We start from the raw sequence: 22,713 nt of genomic DNA, 5'->3' as shown, positions 1-22,713 counted from the left end.
GCCGCAAGCGTCGAAATCATCGGGCCACGCTTTGCGCGGACCCGTTGGCGAGCCCGGAATGACGGCGTGTCAGCTCTTCTTCGCCAGTGGGCAGACGCTCTTCTCGAGCGGCAGGAAGGCTTCATCCGCGGGAATGGTGGCGATGAGCTTGTAATAGTCCCACGGATATTTCGATTCCTGTGGCTTCTTCACCTCGAACAAATAGGCCGGGTGGATCTTGCGGCCGTCGACGCGGATCGAGCCCTTGCCGAACAAGGGATCGTCGGTCGGCAATTCCTTCATCTTGGCGACCACGGCGCGGCCGTCATGCGGATTGCCGCCTATCGCCTCAAGTGCCTTGAAGTAGTGGATCAGCGACGAATAGACGCCGGCCTGCACCATGGTCGGTGGATTCTTCTTGAAGCGCTCCATGAAGCGCTTGGTGAAGGCGCGGGTCTGATCGTTCAGGTCCCAGTAGAAGGTCTCGGTGAAGTTCAGGCCTTGCGCGACGTTGAGGCCGAGCGCGTTGACGTCGGTCAGGAACATCAGCATGCCCGCAAGCTTCTGGCCGCCGGCGACGATGCCGAACTCGGCGGCCTGCTTGATCGCATTGGTGGTGTCGCCGCCGGCATTGGCAAGACCGACGATCTTGGCCTTCGAGCTCTGTGCCTGCAGCAGAAAGGACGAGAAGTCGGCGTTGTTGAGCGGATGCTTGACGCTGCCCAGCACCTTGCCGCCATTCGCGGTGACGACCGCCGACGTGTCGCGCTCGAGCGCCTGACCGAAGGCATAATCCGCGGTCAGGAAGAACCAGGTGTCGCCGCCGGATTTCACCAGCGCCTTGCCGGTGCCATTGGCCAGCATGTAGGTGTCGTAGACCCAGTGCACCGTGTTCGGCGAGCACTGCGCGCCGGTGAGGTCGGACGAAGCGGAGCCGGAGTTCAGGTTGACGACGTTCTTCTCCTTGGCGAGGTTGGCGATCGCAAGCCCGACGCCCGAGCTTGCGAGGTCGACGAACACGTCGACCTTCTCGACGTCGATCCACTGCTTGCCGATGTTGACGCCGACGTCAGGCTTGTTCTGGTGATCGGCCGCGATCACATCGATCTTCCAGCCCTTGGCGAGCAGTCCGGAATCCTCGATCGCCATTTGCGCCGCCACCGTCGAGCCGGGACCGCCGATATCCTGATAGAGGCCGGACTGGTCGCCGAGGCTGCCGACCCGGACAAGCTTGTCCATCGTCTGCGCCGACGCCGTGCCGGCGAACACGAGACTCGTGGTCATGATCAGGGCTGCAATGGAACGCTTCATCTTCCCTCCAGTATGATTTTGCTTTTTGAGTTCCGCATTATGCCCGGCATCGGGCGCAGCGCCTAGGGCACCGGAGCGATCGCCTGCGCGCGATATTCCACGCTGCGGCGATAACGCCGCTGATGCCGCGCGACGCGATGCCGCGGCATCCGCGCGTCGATCATCAATGTCGGAGATGAAGAGAACCGCCGACGGCGCTATCTCCAGTAGTAGCGGATCGCGACGTAGACCACGACGAGGCAGGCGAAGATCAGCGCCACCGGCATCGGACGCTTGGCGTTCGGATCGGACGTATTCGTCTTCTTGGCGGGCAGGCGGCGGAATGCGGTGACATTGCCGGTGTCGGCAACCGGCTCGCGGGTGCGGGCCGGAACCTCGGGCGCCTTGCCGGCGCCGCCCATCTCCGCATAGTAGGTGCGGTACATCTCCTGGATGGTGGCCTCGCTGGCTTCGGCGTCGCTCATCTGCTCCGTGAGCTTCCTGTAGATGGCGAGGAAATTCTGCGCGTCCGGCGGCAGCGCCGAGGCGCCGTTCAGCTTGGCCATCATCTTCCAGGTGGCAAAGTCAGCCCGCGCACGGGTGTCGGCGCGTCGTGCAATCAGCATATCGGCAGCTTTGATCACCATGGCCTCGACGCGTTCCTGTCCCCGCGCATGACCCCGACAAGCGGGCACCGGCTTTCCGATCGGGTCATGCGCTCATGAAAGCTATGTGTTTCCGGTAATGAGGAGAAGGGCATTGATCACATAGCCGGTCAGAGTTCGCAGTATCGTTGAAATAACATCAAGATTTAGGCCGACTTGCCGGCCAATCACGGGCAACAGGATCAGGAGCCCGATCAGGATCAGCATGCCGTAGGGCTCCAGCCGGGCCAGCGGGATGGCCAGCGGCCGCGGCAGCAGCCCGACCGCGACCCGGCCGCCATCCAGCGGCGGGATCGGCATCATATTGAAGATCGCGAGCACGATATTGATCAGGAACGCGTTTTTCAGATTGTCCGCGGTCCATTTGGCGGCATCGGCTGGAATCAATGGCAGTGCGTGGAATGCCAGCGCCGCAGCCGTCGCCAGGATGATGTTGGTGACCGGGCCGGCCAGCGCCACCCAGACCATGTCGAGCTTGGGATGGTTCAGCTTGCGGAAGTTCACCGGCACCGGCTTGGCGTAGCCGAACAGGAACGGCGAATGCGCGAACAGCAGCATCGCGGGCAGGATCAGGGTGCCGAACGGGTCGATGTGCTTCAGCGGGTTGAAGCTGACGCGGCCGAGCTGCCAGGCGGTGTCATCGCCGAGCCGGTGCGCGACGAAGCCGTGTGCGGCTTCGTGAAACGTGATCGCGATGACCAGCGGCAGGACCCAGACCGAGACGTCATAGAGGGAAATGTTCAATGGCGTGCCGCCTTTGGGTTCGCTCGGAAACGGACCTTCAGGCTAGCACGGATTCGCCGGCGGCTTTGCCGGCCCTTGGCCGCGGATCAGGACGTTTCCGGCGCGGCCACGCGCGCCTGGTGCGCCTGGGTGGTCGCGATCCAGATGCCGGCGAACACGGTGACGATGCCGGCCATCAGATTCCAGCTCAGCGGCTCGCCGAGCAGGGCTGCGCCGACCAGCGAGGCCGCGATCGGATTGACAGTGACCGAGATCGCCACGCGGGTCGGCGTCGTCCGCTCCAGCGCGAAGGCCCAGAGGTAGAAGGTGAGGGCTGCGCCGAAGGCGCCGAGATAGGTCGCGCCGAACCATTGCGGTGCACCGAAATCGGCGACCGGCGCGAAACTGCCGCGCAGCAGCGCTGCGGCAATCAGGACTGTGGCTCCGGCGGCCATCGCCAGCGTGCTGAAGGGGATCGGGCCGGAGCGGCGGATATAGGGCTTTGACCAGATGCTGTAGAGCGCCATGCACAGCGCCGCTGCCACCATCAACAGGTCGCCGCGCCAGGCGCCCGGCGGCGCGGTGGCGAGACCGGACAGCAGTGCCATGGCGACTCCGAGGATCGTGACCAGCACGCCGATGGTTTTGCGCGCGGTGAGCGGCTCGGCACCGAGCGCGGCGCCGACCAGCATGGTCAGCAGCGGCAGTGTCGAGAGCGCGAGCGCGCCGCGCGCTGCGGTCGTGAAGATCAGCGAGGCGTTGAACAGGATCGGAAACGCCGCAAAGAACAGCAGGCCGAGGCCGGCAGCGCCGAGCCAATCGCGCCGTGGCGGCCAGTTGCTGCGCTGGAGCAGTGCCAGCGGCAGCAGAAGCAGGACGCCGATGCCGAAGCGGAACGCGCCGATCGCCAGCGGATCGAGGGCGCCGACCAGAAACCGGGTCGCCCCGATTGAAGTTCCGCCGATCGCACTCGACGCGACCGCCGCCAAAATCCCCCAGAGCTCACCCATCCCGCGTCGATCCCGTTGTTTCGCTTGCGCAATCTAGGGAAGGGGCCATAATCAGGGAATGGAATAGATTTGATCAAATAAATCACGGATTATTATGAGCGCCCCGATCCTGGATCCGGATCTGCTGCAGGCCTTTGTCGCGGTCGCCGACCATCGCTCCTTCACCCGCGCCGCTTCGGCGCTGAACCGGACCCAGTCGGCGGTCAGCATGCAGGTGAAACGGCTGGAGGAGCGGCTGCAGGCCGAGCTGTTTCACCGCAGCACCTCGAGCGTCGATCTGAGCGCGGCCGGCGAGGGGCTGCTCGGTTACGCCCGACGCATCCTCAGTCTCAATGCGGAGGCGGTCGGCCGGGTGCGCGCGCACGGCACCGACGGGCGGGTTCGCCTCGGCGTGATGGACGATTACGGCACGCTGATCGTGCCGCCGCTGCTCAAGGATTTCGTCGCCACCTATCCGCTGATCCATGTCGAGATGGAGACCGGGCTGACGTCGTCGATGACCGAGCGGCTCGGCGAAGCCTATGACCTCGTGATCGCGATGCACCCTGAAGGCCGCAGCGAGGGCGAGCTGCTGCGCACCGAGCAGGCGGTGTGGGCCGCAAGCGCATCGCATCGCGTCGAGGAGCTCGATCCGCTGCCGGTCGCGCTCTATCCGCAGGGCTGCCTGTTCCGGAGCTGGGCGATGCAGGCGCTGGACGAAGCCAACCGGCCGTGGCGGCTCGCCTTTGTCAGCCACAGCCTGTCCGCGGTCGAGGCGATCGCAGCGCAGGGCCTTGCCGTGACCGTGGTCAAGTCGGGCACCTTTCCACCGGCGCTGCGGCGCCTGACCGCGCGCGACGGCATGCCGCGGCTGCCGCGCGCGGAGATCCGTCTGCACCGCGCGCAAAATCTCTCGCGTGCGGCATCGCTGCTGGCTGATCATCTCGTCGCGGCGCTTCGGCAGTCGGTGAGGCGCGGCGCTGCCTAGTCTTGTGTCTCTGACAGTCCATTCCGTCATTCCGGGGCGCGACGAAGTCGCGAACCCGGAATCCAGAGGATGTGGATCGAGATTCCGGGTTCTCGCTTCGCGAGCCCCGGAATGACACCGAGTAAATCACGCGTCAGAGACGAACCACTAGTACGTCGCCCGTCCGCCTGAAATGTCGAACACCGCGCCGGTCGAGAAGGCGCAGTCCTCCGAGGCCAGCCACGCCACCATCGCGGCCAGCTCCTCGACCTGCACGAAGCGGGCTTTCGGAATCTTCGACAGCATGAAGTCGATATGCGCTTGCGTCATCTGGTCGAAGATCGCGGTCTTCGCCGCAGCCGGCGTCACCGCATTAACCAGGATGTCATGCTGCGCGAGCTCCTTGCCGAGCGACTTCGTGAGCGCGATCAGACCGGCCTTCGACGCCGAATAATGCGCGGCGTTCGGATTGCCTTCCTTGCCGGCGATCGAGGCGATGTTGACGATGCGACCATATTTTTGGCCGATCATAACAGGCACGATCGCCTTGCAGCAGATGAAGGGACCCTCGAGATTGATGCGCATCACCCTGCGCCAATCGTCGAGATCGGTTTCCCACACCGGCTTGTTGGCCCCGGTGATGCCGGCGTTGTTGACGAGGATGTCGATCTTGCCGAACGCCCGCAGCGTCTGATCGCGCGCGGCGTCGACCGCATCGGGATCGGTAACGTCGGTCTTGATCGCGATCACGTTCTCGCCGATCGCGCTGGCGGTCTTGTCCGCCAGCGGCTGGTCGAAATCCCAGATCGCGACCTTGGCGCCCGAGGCGACAAAGCGCTCGGTGACGGCGCGGCCAAAGCCCTGCGCGCCGCCGGTGACGACGGCGCAGCGGCCGTTGAGATCGATCTTGTTCATGCTGGATGCCTTTTGATCGGGGACGTCAGAGCATGAAGCCGCCGTCGACGACCATGTCGACGCCGGTGGTAAATGCGGCTTCGTCGCTCGCAAGATAGACCGCCATCGCCGCGATCTCCTCGGCGGTGCCGAGCCGGCCCATCTTCTGACGGGCGACGAATTTCTCGCGTCCATCCGGACCCGCGGCCGCCGCGCGCTCGAGCATCGAGGGCGTCTCGACGGTGCCGGGGCAGATCGCGTTGCAGCGGATGCCCTGGGTGATGAAGTCGAGCGCGACCGCGCGCGTCAGCAGCGAAACCGCCGCCTTCGACGCGCTGTAGACGTAGCGATTGGCCGGTGGCCGCAACGCTGCGCAGGACGAGATGTTGACGATGCTGCCGCCGCCGCCCGCGAGCATCGCCGGCAGAAACGCCTTGATGGTCCGGTGCATCGATTTGACGTTGAGATCGAACGAGAAATCGAAGTCTTCGTCCGAGCACTCCAGGATGGTGCCGTGATGCACGAAGCCGGCCGCGTTGAGCAGGATGTCGATCTTGCCGACACGCTTGGCGAAGCTGTTGACCTCGGCTGTAGAGCGAACGTCGAGCCGTGCGGTCTCGGCGACGCCTTCCTGGCCCAGGCTGGCGATGCCGCTTTCATTGATGTCGGTGGCGATCACGGTGGCGCCTTCACGCGCGAATGCGATCGCGCACGCCCGTCCGATGCCCGCCGCTGCGGCGGTGACAAGGGCGCGTTTGCCCTTCAGTCGGTCTGACATTCATATCTCCCAGTGTTCGTCTTGATTTTTGTCCCGTCATTGCGAGCAAAGCGAAGCAATCCATTCCTCCGCTGCGGAGCTATGGATTGCTTCGTCGCTGCGCTCCTCGCAATGACGAAGAGTGTCAGTGATTATCCCGCGCCACGCCGACCTTGCCGGCGATGTCGTGGTAGCGCGTCGCGAGCTCGAGGCAGGCGCCGGTCGATTGCTGGCCGACGGTCTGGCGGTAGAGCTCCTGCCACGGCGTCTGGTTGGCCGGATAGGGGAATCCGCCCTTGGCCTTCAGCTCGGCGCGGCGGGTGCGCAACTCATCCTCCGAGATCACGATGTTGGCGCTGCCCTTGTTGAGGTCGATGCGCACCTTGTCGCCGGTCTTGAGGATCGCAAGGCCGCCGTCGGCGGCTGCTTCCGGCGAGGCGTTGAGGATCGACGGTGAACCTGACGTGCCGGACTGCCGACCGTCGCCGATGCAGGGCAGGGACAGGATGCCGCGTTTGATCAGCGCCGCAGGCGGCTGCATGTTCACGACCTCGGCGCCGCCGGGATAGCCGATCGGGCCGGTGCCGCGGACGAACAGGATGCAATGCTCGTCGATGTCGAGCGCCGGATCCTCGATCCGGGCGTGATAATCCTCCGGGCCCTCGAACACGATGGCACGGCCCTCGAAGGCGTTGAGGTCCTTCGGGTTGGACAGATAGCGGTCGCGGAATTCCTTCGAGATCACGCTGGTCTTCATGATCGCGGAATCAAACAGATTGCCGCGCAGCACGATGAAGCCGGCGTCCTTCACCAGCGGCTTGTCATAGGCCCAGATCACGTCGCCGTCGGGAGCAGGCGCGTCCTTGCAATTCTCGCCCATGGTGCGGCCATTGACGGTCAGCGCCCCCTCATGGATGCGCTTGTGCTTGATCAACTCGCGCACGACAGAGGGCACGCCGCCGGCGCGGTGATATTCCTCGCCGAGATAGAAGCCGGCCGGCTGCATGTTCACCAGCAGCGGCACGTCATGGCCGTATTTCTGCCAGTCGTCGATCGACAGCTCGACGCCGACATGGCGGGCCAGCGCATTGATGTGGATCGGCGCGTTGGTCGAGCCGCCGATCGCGGAATTGACCACGATGCAGTTCTCGAACGCCTCGCGGGTCAGGAAGTCCGACGGCTTGAGGTCTTCCCAGACCATGTCGACGATGCGCTTGCCGGTCTCGTAGGCGATCTGGCCGCGCTCGCGATAGGGCGCCGGGATTGCCGCGCAGCCCGGCAGCGAGAAGCCGAGCGCTTCGGCCAGCGAGTTCATCGTCGAGGCGGTGCCCATGGTGTTGCAATGGCCGACCGAGGGCGCCGAGGAGGCGACGATCTCGATGAACTGCTCATAGTCGATCTCGCCGGCGGCAAGCCGCTCGCGCGCCTTCCACACCACGGTGCCGGAGCCGGTGCGCTGGCCCTCGTGCCAGCCGTTCAGCATCGGGCCGCCCGACAGCACGATCGCGGGCAGATTGACGGTCGCCGCCGCCATCATGCAGGCCGGCGTGGTCTTGTCGCAGCCGGTGGTCAGCACCACGCCGTCGAGCGGATAGCCGAACAGGATTTCGACGAGTCCGAGATAGGCGAGGTTGCGGTCGAGCGCCGCAGTCGGGCGCTTGCCGGTTTCCTGGATCGGATGGGTCGGAAACTCCATCGCGATGCCGCCGGCGGCGCGGATGCCCTCGCGGACGCGGTGCGCGAGCTCGAGGTGGTGCCGATTGCAGGGCGACAGATCATTGCCGGTCTGGGCGATGCCGATGATCGGCTTGCCGGACTGCAATTCCTCGCGGGTCAGGCCGTAATTGAGGTAGCGCTCGAGATAGAGCGCGGTCATGCCCGGATTGTGCGGGTTGTCGAACCATTCCTGGGAGCGCAGCCTGCGGCCCTTGCTGGTCTCGCCTGCGGCGCCATGCCCGTTGGTGTGGGGTTTTGTCATTTGTTTCTCCCGCAATGCAAACTCTGGATGGGCCCATGGAAGGGCTCTGGTTCAACGTCGTTCTACCTTGCGCAAATCGTCGCGCATTACAAACCTCGACGATCACGCAGTGGTGTTTCGCTGGATGGATTGGACCTTAGTTGAAGGGACTTGGTTGCGCTACCATTTTGTCATGTTTGGCGTCCCTGTGGCGGGCCGGTGTCGGGCGGATGTCAGCTGCGTCGCGCCGAGCTTTGCCGTTCCATGACACTGAAGCCGAGATCGACGATAGGGTCGGTGGGGCGACGACCGTCCAGTGTCTCAAGCACCATCATGGCAGCGTTTCTTCCCATTTCGTAGCGATTGGTGCGGACGCTGCTCAGCGTCGGCTCGCTCGACGCCGTGAATTCGAGATCGTTGAAGCCGACGATCGCCATCTGCTCGGGGACTGCCATGTGCCGGCGCTTGCATTCGAACAGCGCGCCGAGCGCCAAGTCGTCATTGACGCAGAACACCGCGTCGATGTCAGGGGCCTTGGCGAGCAGATCGGCAAATAATGTCCCGCCCAATGTCACCGAGGTCGGTATCGCCGTTGTCACAATCAGCTGGGGATCGAACAACGCGGCCTCGGCCATCGCGGCGCGATAGCCGTCAAGGCGGCGCTGCACCCGCGGATCCATCCGTGCGCCGAGGAAGCCGATCCGCCGATAGCCCTGTGCGAGCAGATGGCCGATGGCGGCTTTTGCTGCGTCAAAATGCGAGAATCCGATCATCATGTCGATCGGCGAGGGACCGAGCTCCATGATCTGGACGATCGGGCAATCGACCGTTTCCATGATGCTGCGGGAATCGGCGGTCTGGTTGATGCCGGTGATGATCAGGCCGGCCGGCTTCTGTGCCAAAAAAAGCCGCAGCAGGCGTTCTTCCTGCAGGATGCTGTAGCGGGTGTTGGCGAGCTGGATGCTGTAGCGGCTGCCGTCGAGCGCGTCATAGATGCCGCGCAGCACGTCGGAGAACACGTTGTTGGTCAGCGACGGGATCAGGACCCCGATCACCTCGGTGCGCTGCGACGCAAGCGCGCGTGCCGCGAGATTGGGCACGTAGCCGAGTTCTTTTGCCGCACTCTCGACCCGGGCGCGCTTGCCGAGCGAAAGCGCCTCCGGATTCCTGAAGAAACGCGAGGCCGTAATCGGACTGACGCCGGCAAGCTTCGCGACTTCGGCGAGCCGGATCTTGCCTGGCGTGATGCGTTTTCGGGCCATTTGCCGCTCATATCACGACGTTGGTCGCAGACAAACCGATATTGACAGCGCTACCAAGCGATTGCTAATCGAACGATTGCCAAAACCGGATAAACTGCGGACAATAACGCCAGTCCAGCAGAGCCGCGCACCAGCGTGGCCGGCACAAAACAGAGCGGTGGCGGCACTCGTCGTAAGCCGTCGGGAACTTGAGGGAGGGAAGTGGATGTCGTCGGTCCAGATTCGCGACGTGCGGAAATCGTTCGGCAATTTCGAGGTTCTGCACGGCGTGTCGATCCCGATCGAGGACGGCGAGTTCGTCGTCCTGGTCGGCCCCTCCGGCTGCGGCAAGTCGACCCTGCTGCGCATGCTGGCGGGACTTGAGAACATCACCTCAGGCACGATCTCGATCGGCGACCGCGTCGTCAACAATGTCCAGCCCAAAGAGCGCGACATTGCGATGGTGTTCCAGAACTACGCGCTCTATCCGCACATGACCGTCGCCGACAATATGGGCTTCTCGCTCAAGCTGCGCGGCGCCAAGCCCGAGGAGATCGCGACCGGCGTCAAGCGCGCTGCGGAAATCCTGGCGCTGACGCCGCTATTGGAGCGCTATCCGCGCCAGCTCTCCGGCGGCCAGCGCCAGCGCGTCGCGATGGGCCGCGCCATCGTCCGCGACCCCCAAGTGTTCCTGTTCGACGAGCCGTTGTCGAACCTCGACGCCAAACTGCGTGTTGCGATGCGCACCGAGATCAAGGAGCTGCACCAGCGGCTCAAGACCACGACCGTCTACGTCACCCACGACCAGATCGAGGCCATGACCATGGCCGACAAGATCGTCGTGATGCATGACGGCATCGTCGAGCAGATGGGCTCGCCGCTCGAGCTCTACGACACCCCGGCGAACCAGTTCGTCGCCGGTTTCATCGGCTCGCCTGCGATGAACTTCCTCAAGGGCAATGTGAAGGTCAACGGCGCCGCCTATTTCGAGGGGCCGAACGGCGTCAGGCTGCCGCTGAAATCGGCGCCGGCCAATTCCGACGGCAAGCCCGCGGTCTACGGCGTGCGGCCCGAGCATTTCACCATCGCCGATGACGGCGCCGAAGCCGAGATCGTGGTGGTCGAGCCGACCGGCTCGGAGACTCAGGTGTTCGCCAAGCTCGGCGGCGAGCAGGTCGTCGCAGTGTTTCGCGAGCGCCATCTGTTCAACCCCGGCGACAAGGTTCGGCTCAAGCCGGATCCCACGCTGGTTCATTTATTCGACGATTCGACGGGGAAGCGACTGAACGGCTGACCGACTGATTTGATCTGAATGGCCGGCCAACAGGCCAGATCAAAAACAATAAAAACACATTCATTGGGAGGAAGGACGATGCACGATTTTACGCGCCGCTCGCTACTTCAGGGCGGCACCGCGCTGGCCGCAACCGGGATGCTGACCGGACCGGCGCTGCTTGACTTCGCCAAGGCCTGGGCGCAGAGCGCGCCCTGGAAGGCGGAGCCCGGCGCCAAGCTCACCGTGATGCGCTGGAAGCGCTTCGTGCCCGCGGAAGACGATGCATTCAACGCCATGGTCGTGGCCTTCAAGGCAGCCACCGGCACCGAGATGAACGTGTTCAGCGAGTCCTTTGAGGATGTGCAGCCGAAGGCCTCGGTTGCCGCCAACACCGGCTCGGGTCTCGACCTCGCCTGGGGCCTGCACACGCTGCCGCAGCTGTTCCCGACCAAGGTCCTCAAGATGAACGACGTTGCCGATTATCTCGGCAACAAATATGGCGGCTGGACCGAAGCCGCGGCCAAGACCTGCAAGCAGGGCAATGACTGGCTCGGCATTCCCGTCGCGACCATCGGCGGCTATCTGACCTATCGCAAATCGGCGGTCGAGAAGGCCGGCTTCAAGCAGGTGCCGACCGACTTCCCGGCCTATCTCGAACTGTGCAAGGCGCTGAAGGCGAACAATACGCCGGCTGGCTTCGCGCTCGGCCATGCCACCGGCGACGCCAACGCCTGGGTGCACAATATCCTGTGGGGCCACAACGCCTGGACCGTCGACAAGGACGACAAGGTCATCATCAACTCGCCGGAGACGATGAAGGCGCTGGAATACGCCAAGGCGTTGTCGGAGACCTTCATTCCCGGCGTCGCGTCCTGGAACGACTCCTCCAACAACAAGGCATTCCTGTCGGGCGAATTGTACCTGACCTCGAACGGCATCTCGATCTACGTCGCGGCCAAGGACGATCCAACCAAGAAGGAGCTCGCCGACGATATCGACCACGCGCTGTGGCCGGTCGGCCCGATCGGCAAGCCGACCGAATTGCAGCTTGCGGTTCCGATCCTCGCCTTCAACTTCTGCAAATATCCGAACGCAGCGAAGGCCTTCATCGCCTTCATGCTAGAGAAGGAGAACTTCGAGAAGTGGCTGTCGGGCGCGCGGGGCTATCTGACCCAGACGCTCAACGCCTACGACTCGGCGCCGGTGTGGACCGCCGACCCCAAGAATGCGGTGTTCGGCCAGGCCTCCAAGCGCGCGCTGCCGGCGTCGGGCATCGGCACGCCCGGCGAGAAGGCGGCGACCGCGATCGCCGACTTCATCGTGGTCGACATGTTCGCGAACTACTGCACCGGCGCCAAGGACGGCAAGACCGCGATGGCGGAAGCCGAGCGGCAGCTGAAGCGCATCTATCGCTGACGTGATCGGTGCGGGCGGCGGAGAGCCGCCGTCCGCACCATCATTGGAATGCCAACATTGGAAGTTTGCGTGGTCATGCTCAATCCGTTGAGCAATCGGGACATCGCCCATGGCTGACATTGCGCTCGCGCCGCGACGTGCGAAGACCGAAATCCGCGAAGCGTCCGCCTGGGACCAGCTTCGCCACAACAAGAACTGGCTCGGCTTCTGGTTCATGCTGCCGGCGATGGCGTTCCTGATCTTCTTCCTGGCCTATCCGCTTGGCCTCGGGGTCTGGCTGTCCTTCACCGACACCCGCATCGGCCGCGTCGGTCATTTCGTCGGCACCGAGAACTATGAGTGGCTGTGGGACGATTCCATCTTCTGGCTGTCGGTGTTCAACACGCTGCTCTACACCTCCATCGCCAGCGCCATCAAATTCGCGGTCGGGCTCTATCTCGCGCTGCTGCTCAACGAGCGGATGCCGTTCAAGGCGCTGCTGCGTGCCGCCGTGCTGATCCCCTTCATCGTGCCGACCGTGCTGTCGGCGCTGGCGTTCTGGTGGATCTTCGATTCCCAGTTCTCGATCATCTCCTGGTCGCTCAGGCATCTCGGCGTGATCACCCAGAACATCAACTTCCTCGGCGACACCACCTGGGCCCGGATCTGCGTGATCTTCGCCAACATCTGGCGCGGCGTGCCGTTCGTCGCGATCACGCTGCTGGCCGGCCTGCAAACCGTGCAGCCGTCGCTCTACGAGGCGGCGACGCTCGACGGCGCCTCGCGCTGGCAGATGTTCCGCTTCATCACCTATCCGTTGCTGACGCCGATCATCGCGGTCGTGATGACCTTCTCGGTGCTGTTCACCTTCACCGACTTCCAGCTGATCTGGGCGATGACCCGCGGTGGCCCGGTCAATGCCACCCATCTGATGGCGACGCTGTCCTATCAGCGCGCGATCATCGCCGGGCAATTGGGCGAGGGCGCCGCGATCTCGAGCGCGATGATCCCGTTCCTGCTCGCCGCGATCATGGTGTCCTGGTTCGGCTTGCAGCGCCGGAAGTGGCAGCAGGGAGAGAGCAATGACTGATCTTCCTGCCCAGAAGGTTGATCTCAAGTCCATCCTGTCGACGCCGGCGCGCGCCGACAACAGCGAGGGCATGAGCTATTTGCAGTCGGTGCCGCGGCGGATCGTGACGCTCTACATCCCGCTGTCGATCATCGTCATTATCCTGCTGTTTCCGTTCTATTGGATGGGGCTGACGGCGATCAAGCCGGACGACCAGCTGCTCGACCTCGACAAATACAATCCGTTCTGGACCTGGAATCCGACCTTCAAGCACATCCACAAGCTGCTGTTCGAGAGCTACTACCCGCACTGGCTCTGGAACACGATGTATGTCGCGGTCGGCGCCACCGTGCTGTCGATCATCGCGAGCGTGCTGGCGGCCTATGCGATCGTGCGGCTGCGCTACAAGGGCGCCAACCTCGTCGGCGGGCTGATCTTCCTGGCCTATCTGGTGCCGCCGTCGATCCTGTTCATCCCGCTGGCGACCGTCGTGTTCCAGTACGGCCTGTTCGACTCGCCCCTGGCGCTGATCCTGACCTATCCGACCATCCTGATCCCGTTCTCGACCTGGCTTCTGATGGGCTATTTCAAGACCATCCCGTTCGAGCTCGAGGAATGCGCGCTGATCGACGGTGCCAGCCGCTGGCAGATCCTGATCAAGATCGTGCTGCCGCTCGCGATCCCCGGCCTGATCTCGGCCTTCATCTTCTGCTTCACGCTGTGCTGGAACGAGTTCATCTACGCGCTGACGTTCCTGCAATCGACTCCGAACAAGACCGTGCCGGTCGCCATCGTCAACGAATTCGTTGACGGCGACATCTATCGCTGGGGTTCCCTGATGGCAGGGGCGCTATGCGGCTCGCTGCCGCTGGTTATTCTTTACGCCTTCTTCGTTGAGCATTATGTCTCGGCGATGACGGGTGCCGTGAAGGAATGACGCGCAAGGCCCGCAGCTGAATTTGAACAACAAGACCAACAAGACAAGAAAAGGAGAGCAGGGTCGTGCACATTCTGATTCTGGGCGCCGCCGGCATGGTCGGCCGCAAGCTGACCGAACGGTTGCTGCGTGAGGGCCGTCTCGGCCGGCAGGACATCAGCAGGATGACCCTGCAGGACGTGGTCGCGCCGCAGAAGCCCGCGAATGTCGCGATCCCGGTTAATGTCGTCGCGTCCGATTTCGCCGACGCCGGCGCCGCCGCGCCGCTGATCGCCGAGCGCCCCGACGTGATCTTCCATCTTGCCGCGATCGTGTCCGGCGAGGCCGAGGCCGAGTTCGACAAGGGCTACCGGATCAATCTCGACGGCACTCGCCATCTGATCGAGGCGATCCGCGCCGTCGGCGGCGGCTACAAGCCGCGGCTGGTGTTCACCTCCTCGATCGCGGTGTTCGGCGCGCCGTTCCCGGAGAAGATCGGCGACGAGTTCTTCCACACGCCGCTGACCAGCTACGGCACCCAGAAGTCGATCTGCGAGCTGCTGATCAACGACTACACCCGCAAGGGCCTGCTCGACGGGATATCGATCCGCCTGCCGACCATTTGCGTGCGCCCGGGCAAGCCGAACAAGGCGGCGTCCGGCTTCTTCTCCAACATCATCCGCGAACCGCTGGCGGGCGAGGAGGCGGTGTTGCCGGTCTCCGAGGACGTGCGGCACTGGCACGCCTCGCCGAAATCGGCGGTCGGCTTCCTGATCCATGCCGGCACCATGGATCTCGATGCGATGGGCCCCCGGCGCAATCTCAGCATGCCCGGGATGTCCGTCACCGTCGGCGAGCAGATCGCGGCGCTGGAGCGCGTCGCCGGCAAGAACGTCACCGCGCGGATCAAGCGGGTGCCCGATCCGACCATCATCGGCATCGTCTCCGGCTGGCCGCGGGATTTCGCCACCGAGCGGGCGCTGCAGCTCGGCTTCACCACCGCCGAGAAGACGTTCGACGACATCATCCGCATCCACATCGAGGACGAGCTCGGCGGCAAGTTCGCCGCCTAGCTCGCTGACGCGCGCGGGCCTTGCCATGACCAGGGTTGCCAGCATCGGCGAATGCATGATCGAGCTGCGCCAGGCTCCGGGCGGCCAGCTCGGCGGACTGTATTCGCGCTTCTATGGCGGCGACACGCTCAACACCGCGGTCTACCTGTCGCGGCTCGGCGTCCACATCGACTACATCACGGCGCTCGGCGACGATGCGCTCAGCGATGAGATGATCGCCGGCTGGGCGGCGGAAGGCATCGGGACCAAGCACGTCGCGCGGTTGGCGGGCAAGCTGCCCGGCCTCTACATGATCCAGACCGACGACAAGGGCGAACGGCGCTTCTTCCACTGGCGCGACAGCGCAGCCGCCCGCGAGCTGATGGACCTGCCCGAGACGGAAGACCTGCTGAACTCGCTCGCGACCTACGACCTCATCTATCTCTCGGCGATCACGCTCTCGATCCTGCGCGAGGAGGGGCGGGAGCGGTTGATGGCGGCGCTGAAGCGTGCGCGCTTGCTCGGCACGCGCTTCGCGTTCGACACCAACTTCCGCGCCCGGGGCTGGCCGGACCTCGCGGTCGCGCGGAAGGCCTTCAGCAGTGCGTTCGAGGCGGCCGATATCGTGCTCGCCTCGACCGAAGACCTGGCGCCGCTCTATCCCGACGAGGACAACACCGCGCTGCTCGCCGGCATCTCAAGCCCCGAGGTGGTGCTGAAGCTTGCCGAGCCGGCCTGCATCGTGCGGTCCGCCGGCGGAACGCGCGAGGTGAGGGCGGAGCCGTTGCCGAAGCCGGTGGTCGATACCACGGCCGCCGGCGACAGTTTTGCCGCGGCCTATCTCGCCGCGCGGCTCGGTGGCGCCGAGCCCGAGGAGGCGGCGCGCGCCGGCCATCGCCTGGCTGGTGTCGTGGTGTGCTATCCCGGCGCGATCATTCCGCGTTACGCCATGCCGCCGAAGAAGGCGCCCCGTCCCCCACCATCCCGCAAGGCCTCGCAATGACAACGACATCGAAGCAGGACCGGATCGCCGAGCTGATCCGCCAGGCCACCGTGATCCCGGTGCTGACCATCGAACGGCTGCAAGATGCGGTGCCGCTCGCCAGGGCGCTGGTTACGGGCGGCGTGCGGACGCTCGAGGTGACGCTGCGCACGGCGGTCGCGGTCGACGCCGCCAAGGCCATCATCGCCGAGGTGCCCGATGCGGTGGTCGGGATCGGCACCATCCTCAATGCCGACGATCTGGCGCGTGCCGAGGCGCTCGGCGCCAAATTCGGCATCAGCCCGGGTGCGACGCCCGAGCTTTTGAAGGCGGTCGCCGCCAGCAAGCTGCCCTTCGCGCCGGGGATCGCGACGGCCTCCGAGCTGATGCAGGCGCTGGCGCACGGCTTCGACGTCGTCAAATTCTTCCCCGCCGAGCAGGCCGGCGGTATCAAGGCACTGCGGGCCTTGGCCGGTCCATTCCCGAACGTCAGGGTTTGCCCGACCGGCGGGATCGGCGAGGCCAATGCGGCGACCTGGCTCGCCGAGCCGAATGTGCTGGCGGTTGGCGGCTCCTGGCTGTGCCCGGCAGCCGATATCCGCGCCGGCAACTGGGCGGGCATAACCGCCATGTGCGCCAAGGCGATGAAAACGCTGAAAGCTAGCTGAAGATACGCTACATAACTCCCGAACAGGAACAGGGAGAGACGACCATGACGGCAGCCAGCATCGTGGGTTGGGCGCACACGCCATTCGGAAAGTTCGACGCGGAGACCGTCGAGGGTCTCGTGGTCAAGGTCGCCAATGAGGCGCTGGCTGACGCCGGCATCGCCGCATCCGATGTCGACGAGATCATGCTTGGCCATTTCAACGCCGGCTTCTCGCCGCAGGATTTCACGGCCTCGCTGGTGCTGCAGGCCAATCCGGCGCTGCGCTTCAAGCCGACCACCCGCGTCGAGAACGCCTGCGCCACCGGATCGGCCGCCGTGCACCAGGGCATCCGCGCCATCGAAGCGGGCGCCGCGAAGATCGTGCTGGTGGTCGGCGTCGAGCAGATGACCAGGACGCCGGGCCCGGAGATCGGCAAGAACCTCTTGAAGGCGTCGTATCTGCCCGAGGACGGCGACACGGTCGGCGGCTTCGCCGGCGTATTCGGCAAGATCGCGCAGGCCTATTTCCAGAAATACGGCGACCAGTCGGACGCGCTGGCGATGATCGCCGCCAAGAACCACAAGAACGGCGTCGCCAACCCTTACGCGCAGATGCGCAAGGATTTCGGCTTCGAGTTCTGCCGCGCCGAGAGCGAGAAGAACCCGTTCGTCGCAGGTCCCCTGAAGCGGACCGATTGCTCGCTGGTGTCGGACGGCGCCGCGGCGCTGGTGCTGACCGATGCCGAGACCGCCAAGACCATGGGCAAGGCGGTAAACATCCGCGCCACCGCGCATGCGCAGGATTTCCTGCCGATGTCGAAGCGCGACATCCTGCAGTTCGAAGGCTGCACCACCGCCTGGCAGCGCGCGCTGCAGAAGGCGGGCCTGCAGCTCTCCGATCTCTCCTTCGTCGAGACCCACGACTGCTTCACCGTCGCAGAGCTGATCGAATATGAAGCGATGGGCCTGACGCCGAAGGGGCAGGGCGCGCGCGCGATCATGGAAGGCTGGACCCAGAAGGACGGCAAGCTGCCGGTCAATCCGTCCGGCGGCCTCAAGGCCAAGGGCCATCCGATCGGCGCCACCGGCGTGTCCATGCACGTGATGAGCGCGATGCAGCTCACCGGCCAGGCGCCCGAGGGCATGCAGCTCAAGAACCCGCAGATCGGCGGCATCTTCAACATGGGCGGCGCCGCGGTCGCCAATTACGTCTCGATCCTCGAGCAGGCCAAGTAGTCTGAACAGTAGCTTGAACATTGCCGAATGGCTGGCGGCGACGGCGCGGGCGCGTCCCGATGCGCCGGCGCTGCTGACCGGCTTCGACCTCGATGCCGACTACGCAACGTTCGCCCGCCGCGCCGCCTCGATCGGGGCGGCGCTGGCGCGCGATCACGGCGTCGTTGCCGGTGACCGCATCGCGCTGTTCGCGACGAACTGCACGCAATACCTCGAATGCCTCTATGGCATCTGGTGGATCGGCGCCGCCGCGATCCCGATCAACGCAAAACTGCACGGCCGCGAAGCGGCGTGGATCTGCGGCAATGGCGGCGCCAAGCTCGCCTTCGTCTCGGATGACACGATCGGCGCGTTGACGGAGGCGAAGGACGATTGCCCCGGTGGCATGACCATGCTGTCGGTCGACGGCGACACCTACGAGGCGATGCGCAGCGGTGAGGGCGCGCCTGCGCCGCTGCCGTGCGAGACCAACGATCTTGCCTGGCTGTTCTACACCTCAGGTACGACCGGCCGCCCGAAGGGCGTGATGCTGAGCCACGGCAATCTGCTTGCGATGTCGCTGTGCTATCTCGCCGATGTCGATCCGGCGACGCCGCACGATGCCTCGCTCTACGCCGCGCCGATCTCGCATGGCGCCGGCCTCTACAATTTCCCGCATGTCCGGATGGGCGGCCGCCACGTCGTTCCGGAGTCCGGCGGCTTCGATCCGGACGAGGTGCTCAATCTCGGCCGTCAGCTCGACAATGTCGTGATGTTTGCGGCGCCGACCATGGTGCGCCGCCTGGTCGATGCCGCCAAGAAGCGCGGCGAGAATGGCGAGGGGCTGCGCACCATCATCTATGGCGGCGGGCCGATGTACACCGCCGACATCCTCGACGCGATGGCGACGATGGGCCAGCGCTTCGTGCAGATCTACGGCCAGGGCGAATCGCCGATGACGATCACGGCGCTGTCGCGCGACTGGCACCGCGCCAGCGATCATCCGCGCTACCTCGAGCGGCTGGCGTCGGTCGGCACCGCACAGAGCGTCGTCACCGTGCGCATCACCGGCAAGGACGGCCAGCCTTTGCCCGCCGGCGAGACCGGCGAGATCGAGGTCAAGGGCGCCACCGTGATGCTCGGCTACTGGAACAATCCGAAGGCCAATGCCGAGACGCTGAAGGACGGCTGGCTGCGCACCGGCGATGTCGGCCGGCTCGATGCCGACGGCTTCCTGACCCTGTCGGATCGCTCCAAGGACGTGATCATCTCCGGCGGTACCAACATCTATCCGCGCGAGGTCGAGGAAGCGCTACTGACCCATCCCGATGTCAGCGAGGTCTCGGCGATCGGTGTGCCGGATCCGGAATGGGGCGAGATCGTCGTCGCCTGCGTCGTGCTGAAGGACGGCGCCACGGCCGACGACGGCAAGCTCGACGCGCATTGCCTGGCCTCGATCGCCCGTTTCAAGCGACCGAAGCGCTATGTCTATCTCGATGCCCTGCCGAAGAACAATTACGGCAAGGTGCTGAAAACCGCGCTGCGGGAGATGATGGCCAAGCGCACTGCCTCCAAGGGCATGGGCTAAGACGCGACCAGGCCGGGGGTTGAATCAAAAACATCGAAAACAACCCCATGTACAGGAGGGATTGGGGTCACCCGAGCGGTTAAGGGATAGGCCACAGCCTGCCGTCACGCTAAGCTGCCAGCGGCCCAGTCACCGGGAGAACGGACCATGGGAATCGAGACGTCGCTGTCGCTGTCGGAAGTGAACGATCGCATCGCGATCGTCCGGGACAATATCAGGCAGCTGATCGAGCAGGCTGCGGGCGCGGCCGGCGCCGAGGTCGAGGAGCGCATCGCCGAGCGGCTCGAGCAGCAGAATGCGGAACTGGAAAAGCTCCTGAAGGCGCGCGAGGTGATGACCGGTGGCCGGTAGTGGCCAGTAGGGTGGGCAAAGGCGCGTGCGCCGTGCCGACCATCGATGCCGTGCGCGAGCTGGTGGCACGCTTCCGCCTTCGCTCTTCGAGCTACGGCGGACAAGTCGCTTTGCCTACCCTGTACTGGTTCTGATGGAGCGCCGGCGTTCCGCCGCGCGGAAGCGGCCCAGCCGTTGCGGCGCATACGCCCATACGCCCGGCGCAGCTTGATCTCCGAGAAAACCTCCCGTTACTAGGCTTCAATCCAGAACAGCCGGGGAGCGCGCAGCACGATGGGACCATTGCAGGGTATCAAGGTCGTCGACATGACGACCGTGCTGATGGGACCCTACGCCACGCAGATGCTCGGCGATTACGGCGCCGACGTCATTAAGGTGGAATCGCCCGATGGCGACGTGACGCGGCAGATCGGTCCGACCCGGCATCCCGGCATGGGGCCGGTGTTCCTCAACACCAACCGCAGCAAGCGCTCGATCTGCCTCGACCTGAAGAAGCCGGCTGGACGCGAGGCCGTGCTGCGGCTGATCGCGAAGGCCGACGTGCTGGTCTATAATGTGCGCCCGCAGGCGATGGCGCGGCTGCAACTCGGCTACGACGTCGTCGCCAAGGTCAATCCGCGGCTGATCTATGCCGGCGTGTTCGGCTTCGGCCAGGAAGGACCGTATGCCGCAAAGCCCGCTTATGACGACCTGATCCAGGGCGCCACCGCGCTGCCGGCGCTGATGGCGCAGACTTCGGATGGTGTGCCGCGCTACGTGCCGAATGCGCTGGTCGATCGCATCGTCGGCCTCACCGCTGTCGGCGCGATCTGCGCGAGCCTGGTGCATCGCGACCGCACAGGGCAGGGCCAGCGCGTCGACATTCCGATGTTCGAGACCATGGCCGGCTTCGTGATGGGCGACCATATGGGCGGGTTGACCTACGACCCGCCCCTCGACAAGGGCGGCTATGCGCGCCATCTGTCGCCGGACCGGCGGCCGTACAAGACACAGGACGGCTACATCTGCGTGATCGTCTACAACGACAAGCAGTGGGAGAATTTCTTCAAGGCGACCGGGCGCGACGATCTGCGCAGCGATCCGAAGTTCGCGACCTTCGCTGGCCGCGCCGCCAATATCGATGTCGTCTATGCCGAGCTCGCGCGCATCCTGCTCACTAAGACCACCGCCGAGTGGAACGAGATTCTCGAGAAGGCCGACGTGCCCGTGATGCCGATGCACGATCTCGAGAGCCTGCTTGAAGACCCGCACATGGTTGCCACCGGCGTCTTCCCCGTGGTCGATCACCCGACCGAGGGCCGCATCCGCAGCATGACGCCGTCGGCGCGCTGGTCAGAGACCAAGGTCGAGCCGAGCCGGCTGGCGCCGCGGCTCGGCGAGCACAGCATGGAGATTTTGCAGGAGGCAGGTTTCTCGACCGACGAGATCGCGGCGATGCTGCGCGACGGCGCGGCCAAAGCGGTGAAGGCATAGGAGCACGACCGATGGATTTCGCACTCTCCGCCAACCAGGAATCGATCCGCGACGCGGTGGCAAAAATCTGCTCGCGCTTTGACGAAGCCTACTGGCTGAAGAAAGACAAGGAGGGCGGCTACCCGGCGGACTTCCACCGCGCGCTGGCCGATGCCGGCTGGCTCGGCATCTGCATCCCGGAGGAATATGGTGGCTCCGGCCTCGGCATCACCGATGCCGCGATCATGATGCGTACGATCTCGGAATCCGGTGCCGGCATGTCCGGCGCGTCGGCCGTGCACATGAACGTGTTCGGACTCAATCCGGTGGTGGTGTTCGGCACCAAGGAGCAGTGCCAGCGCATGCTGCCGCCGATCATCGACGGCCGCGACAAGTCGTGCTTCGCGGTCACCGAGCCCAACACCGGCCTCAACACCACGCAGCTCAAGACCCGCGCGGTGCGGCAGGGCGACAAGTATATCGTCAACGGCCAGAAGGTCTGGATCTCGACCGCGCAGGTCGCCAACAAGATCCTGCTGCTGGCGCGCACCACCCCGCTGGAGGAGGTGCGCAGCCCGACCCATGGCTTGAGCCTGTTCTACACCGACTTCGACCGCAAGCGCGTCACCGTTCATGAGATCGAGAAGATGGGCCGCAAGCCGGTCGACTCCAACGAGCTGTTCTTCGAGAATTTTGAAATTCCGGTCGAGGACCGGATCGGCGAGGAGGGGCGCGGCTTCGAATACATCCTGCACGGCATGAATCCCGAGCGCATCCTGATCGCGGCGGAAGCGGTCGGCCTCGGCCAGATCGCGCTGAAGCGGGCGTCGGACTACGCCAAGGGGCGCATCGTGTTCAATCGTCCGATCGGCATGAACCAGGCGATCCAGCATCCGCTGGCGAAATGCTGGATGGAGCTCGAAGCCGCCTGGCTGATGGTGCTGCGCGCCGGCTGGCAGTACGACCAGAACCTGCCATGCGGACCGGCGGCGAACGCGGCCAAATATCTCGCCGCGGAAGCCGGCTTCCACGCCTGCGAGCAGGCTGTCATGACCCATGGCGGCTTCGGCTACGCCAAGGAATATCATGTCGAGCGCTACCTGCGGGAATCGCTGATCCCGCGCATTGCCCCGATCAGCCCGCAACTCATCCTCAGCTTCATCGGCGAGAAGGTGCTCGGCCTTCCGAAGTCGTATTGATGATGGGTGACGGGTCTCTCCACGTGTCATTCCGGGGCGCGCCGCTTGGCGCGAGCCCGGAATCCATCGGGCGACATATCGTGCGGCGAAATGGATTCCGGGCTCGC

At 64.8% G+C, this 22,713-nt stretch carries 21 protein-coding genes; 13 read left to right on the top strand and 8 right to left on the bottom strand.

The window, feature by feature from the left end; genetic code table 11:
• Positions 1-69: 69 nt before the first annotated feature.
• The 4 genes from ACVIW0_RS22180 to ACVIW0_RS22165 all read right to left on the bottom strand — a co-directional run bounded on the left by ACVIW0_RS22180 (position 70) and on the right by ACVIW0_RS22165 (position 3,667).
• Positions 70-1,290: an ABC transporter substrate-binding protein gene (locus tag ACVIW0_RS22180; protein ID WP_461354265.1), complete on the bottom strand. Its 1,221-nt coding sequence runs from the start codon at positions 1,288-1,290 to the stop codon at positions 70-72.
• Positions 1,291-1,487: 197 nt separating this feature from the next.
• The gene (locus tag ACVIW0_RS22175; protein ID WP_461357389.1) at positions 1,488-1,895 is read right to left on the bottom strand and encodes a hypothetical protein; all 408 of its coding nucleotides are present in this window, start codon (positions 1,893-1,895) and stop codon (positions 1,488-1,490) included.
• Positions 1,896-1,997: 102 nt separating this feature from the next.
• Positions 1,998-2,678, bottom strand: coding sequence for a site-2 protease family protein (locus ACVIW0_RS22170; RefSeq protein WP_461354264.1), 681 nt, complete (start codon positions 2,676-2,678; stop codon positions 1,998-2,000).
• An 86-nt stretch (positions 2,679-2,764) separates the two neighbouring features.
• On the bottom strand, positions 2,765-3,667 hold the full coding sequence (locus ACVIW0_RS22165; RefSeq protein WP_461354263.1) for a DMT family transporter: 903 nt from the start codon (positions 3,665-3,667) through the stop codon (positions 2,765-2,767).
• Positions 3,668-3,761: 94 nt separating this feature from the next.
• Here ACVIW0_RS22165 and ACVIW0_RS22160 point away from each other — a divergent pair, with 94 nt between their 5' ends.
• Positions 3,762-4,634 (top strand): LysR substrate-binding domain-containing protein, encoded by an 873-nt coding sequence (locus ACVIW0_RS22160; protein WP_461354262.1) that lies wholly within the window; start codon positions 3,762-3,764, stop codon positions 4,632-4,634.
• A 147-nt stretch (positions 4,635-4,781) separates the two neighbouring features.
• Here the strand turns inward: ACVIW0_RS22160 and ACVIW0_RS22155 are convergent, their stop codons facing one another.
• From ACVIW0_RS22155 to gntR, 4 genes are all read right to left on the bottom strand, one after another.
• Positions 4,782-5,528: an SDR family NAD(P)-dependent oxidoreductase gene (locus ACVIW0_RS22155; protein ID WP_461354261.1), complete on the bottom strand. Its 747-nt coding sequence runs from the start codon at positions 5,526-5,528 to the stop codon at positions 4,782-4,784.
• Positions 5,529-5,553: 25 nt separating this feature from the next.
• On the bottom strand, positions 5,554-6,285 hold the full coding sequence (locus ACVIW0_RS22150; RefSeq protein ID WP_461354260.1) for an SDR family oxidoreductase: 732 nt from the start codon (positions 6,283-6,285) through the stop codon (positions 5,554-5,556).
• Between the two features lie 124 nt (positions 6,286-6,409).
• A complete protein-coding gene (locus tag ACVIW0_RS22145; RefSeq protein WP_461354259.1) occupies positions 6,410-8,242 on the bottom strand; it encodes an IlvD/Edd family dehydratase in 1,833 nt (610 codons plus the stop codon).
• A 212-nt stretch (positions 8,243-8,454) separates the two neighbouring features.
• Positions 8,455-9,483, bottom strand: coding sequence for an HTH-type transcriptional regulator GntR (gene gntR, locus ACVIW0_RS22140; protein ID WP_461354258.1), 1,029 nt, complete (start codon positions 9,481-9,483; stop codon positions 8,455-8,457).
• 205 nt (positions 9,484-9,688) lie between these two features.
• On the opposite strand from gntR, the gene ACVIW0_RS22135 reads away from it, so the two are divergent.
• The 12 genes from ACVIW0_RS22135 to ACVIW0_RS22080 all read left to right on the top strand — a co-directional run bounded on the left by ACVIW0_RS22135 (position 9,689) and on the right by ACVIW0_RS22080 (position 22,606).
• Positions 9,689-10,756: an ABC transporter ATP-binding protein gene (locus tag ACVIW0_RS22135; protein WP_461354257.1), complete on the top strand. Its 1,068-nt coding sequence runs from the start codon at positions 9,689-9,691 to the stop codon at positions 10,754-10,756.
• A 78-nt stretch (positions 10,757-10,834) separates the two neighbouring features.
• Entirely contained in the window at positions 10,835-12,154 is a 1,320-nt protein-coding gene (locus tag ACVIW0_RS22130; protein ID WP_461354256.1) for an ABC transporter substrate-binding protein, read from the top strand.
• A 109-nt stretch (positions 12,155-12,263) separates the two neighbouring features.
• Positions 12,264-13,223 (top strand): carbohydrate ABC transporter permease, encoded by a 960-nt coding sequence (locus tag ACVIW0_RS22125; protein WP_461354255.1) that lies wholly within the window; start codon positions 12,264-12,266, stop codon positions 13,221-13,223.
• Positions 13,216-14,139, top strand: coding sequence for a carbohydrate ABC transporter permease (locus tag ACVIW0_RS22120; RefSeq protein ID WP_461354254.1), 924 nt, complete (start codon positions 13,216-13,218; stop codon positions 14,137-14,139). Before ACVIW0_RS22125 ends, ACVIW0_RS22120 begins: the two co-directional genes overlap by 8 nt.
• A gap of 65 nt (positions 14,140-14,204) precedes the next feature.
• Complete coding sequence (gene denD / locus ACVIW0_RS22115) at positions 14,205-15,191, top strand: D-erythronate dehydrogenase (protein ID WP_461354253.1); 987 nt, start codon at positions 14,205-14,207, stop codon at positions 15,189-15,191.
• 25 nt (positions 15,192-15,216) lie between these two features.
• A complete protein-coding gene (locus ACVIW0_RS22110) occupies positions 15,217-16,173 on the top strand; it encodes a sugar kinase (RefSeq protein ID WP_461354252.1) in 957 nt (318 codons plus the stop codon).
• Positions 16,170-16,820, top strand: coding sequence for a bifunctional 4-hydroxy-2-oxoglutarate aldolase/2-dehydro-3-deoxy-phosphogluconate aldolase (gene eda / locus ACVIW0_RS22105; RefSeq protein ID WP_461354251.1), 651 nt, complete (start codon positions 16,170-16,172; stop codon positions 16,818-16,820). The genes ACVIW0_RS22110 and eda overlap by 4 nt, the downstream gene beginning before the upstream one ends.
• Before the next feature lie 44 nt (positions 16,821-16,864).
• Positions 16,865-18,037 carry an acetyl-CoA acetyltransferase gene (locus ACVIW0_RS22100; RefSeq protein ID WP_461354250.1) on the top strand — a complete coding sequence of 391 codons (1,173 nt, stop codon included), beginning with the start codon at positions 16,865-16,867 and terminating at the stop codon, positions 18,035-18,037.
• A gap of 13 nt (positions 18,038-18,050) precedes the next feature.
• The gene (locus tag ACVIW0_RS22095) at positions 18,051-19,604 is read left to right on the top strand and encodes a class I adenylate-forming enzyme family protein (RefSeq protein WP_461354249.1); all 1,554 of its coding nucleotides are present in this window, start codon (positions 18,051-18,053) and stop codon (positions 19,602-19,604) included.
• A 147-nt stretch (positions 19,605-19,751) separates the two neighbouring features.
• The gene (locus tag ACVIW0_RS22090; protein WP_461354248.1) at positions 19,752-19,955 is read left to right on the top strand and encodes a hypothetical protein; all 204 of its coding nucleotides are present in this window, start codon (positions 19,752-19,754) and stop codon (positions 19,953-19,955) included.
• Positions 19,956-20,228: 273 nt separating this feature from the next.
• On the top strand, positions 20,229-21,428 hold the full coding sequence (locus ACVIW0_RS22085; protein ID WP_461354247.1) for a CaiB/BaiF CoA transferase family protein: 1,200 nt from the start codon (positions 20,229-20,231) through the stop codon (positions 21,426-21,428).
• A gap of 11 nt (positions 21,429-21,439) precedes the next feature.
• A complete protein-coding gene (locus ACVIW0_RS22080; RefSeq protein ID WP_461354246.1) occupies positions 21,440-22,606 on the top strand; it encodes an acyl-CoA dehydrogenase family protein in 1,167 nt (388 codons plus the stop codon).
• The last annotated feature ends 107 nt before the right edge of the window (positions 22,607-22,713 follow it).

Source organism: Bradyrhizobium sp. USDA 4454, assembly GCF_054822705.1.
Note: the sequence above shows the minus strand (reverse complement) of the source record. Positions and strands in the feature narration are given on the sequence as shown.

What these genes read in the sequence shown, in the direction of transcription:
- ACVIW0_RS22155 (WP_461354261.1), bottom strand. Translation starts at nt 5,528, where the DNA reads ATGAACAAGATCGATCTCAACGGCCGCTGCGCCGTCGTCACCGGCGGC.
- ACVIW0_RS22120 (WP_461354254.1), top strand. Translation starts at nt 13,216, where the DNA reads ATGACTGATCTTCCTGCCCAGAAGGTTGATCTCAAGTCCATCCTGTCG.
- ACVIW0_RS22175 (WP_461357389.1), bottom strand. Translation starts at nt 1,895, where the DNA reads ATGCTGATTGCACGACGCGCCGACACCCGTGCGCGGGCTGACTTTGCC.
- ACVIW0_RS22165 (WP_461354263.1), bottom strand. Translation starts at nt 3,667, where the DNA reads ATGGGTGAGCTCTGGGGGATTTTGGCGGCGGTCGCGTCGAGTGCGATC.
- ACVIW0_RS22125 (WP_461354255.1), top strand. Translation starts at nt 12,264, where the DNA reads ATGGCTGACATTGCGCTCGCGCCGCGACGTGCGAAGACCGAAATCCGC.
- ACVIW0_RS22110 (WP_461354252.1), top strand. Translation starts at nt 15,217, where the DNA reads ATGACCAGGGTTGCCAGCATCGGCGAATGCATGATCGAGCTGCGCCAG.
- ACVIW0_RS22180 (WP_461354265.1), bottom strand. Translation starts at nt 1,290, where the DNA reads ATGAAGCGTTCCATTGCAGCCCTGATCATGACCACGAGTCTCGTGTTC.
- ACVIW0_RS22085 (WP_461354247.1), top strand. Translation starts at nt 20,229, where the DNA reads ATGGGACCATTGCAGGGTATCAAGGTCGTCGACATGACGACCGTGCTG.
- ACVIW0_RS22090 (WP_461354248.1), top strand. Translation starts at nt 19,752, where the DNA reads ATGGGAATCGAGACGTCGCTGTCGCTGTCGGAAGTGAACGATCGCATC.
- ACVIW0_RS22150 (WP_461354260.1), bottom strand. Translation starts at nt 6,285, where the DNA reads ATGTCAGACCGACTGAAGGGCAAACGCGCCCTTGTCACCGCCGCAGCG.
- ACVIW0_RS22080 (WP_461354246.1), top strand. Translation starts at nt 21,440, where the DNA reads ATGGATTTCGCACTCTCCGCCAACCAGGAATCGATCCGCGACGCGGTG.
- eda (WP_461354251.1), top strand. Translation starts at nt 16,170, where the DNA reads ATGACAACGACATCGAAGCAGGACCGGATCGCCGAGCTGATCCGCCAG.
- ACVIW0_RS22135 (WP_461354257.1), top strand. Translation starts at nt 9,689, where the DNA reads ATGTCGTCGGTCCAGATTCGCGACGTGCGGAAATCGTTCGGCAATTTC.
- ACVIW0_RS22100 (WP_461354250.1), top strand. Translation starts at nt 16,865, where the DNA reads ATGACGGCAGCCAGCATCGTGGGTTGGGCGCACACGCCATTCGGAAAG.
- ACVIW0_RS22160 (WP_461354262.1), top strand. Translation starts at nt 3,762, where the DNA reads ATGAGCGCCCCGATCCTGGATCCGGATCTGCTGCAGGCCTTTGTCGCG.
- ACVIW0_RS22145 (WP_461354259.1), bottom strand. Translation starts at nt 8,242, where the DNA reads ATGACAAAACCCCACACCAACGGGCATGGCGCCGCAGGCGAGACCAGC.
- gntR (WP_461354258.1), bottom strand. Translation starts at nt 9,483, where the DNA reads ATGGCCCGAAAACGCATCACGCCAGGCAAGATCCGGCTCGCCGAAGTC.
- ACVIW0_RS22130 (WP_461354256.1), top strand. Translation starts at nt 10,835, where the DNA reads ATGCACGATTTTACGCGCCGCTCGCTACTTCAGGGCGGCACCGCGCTG.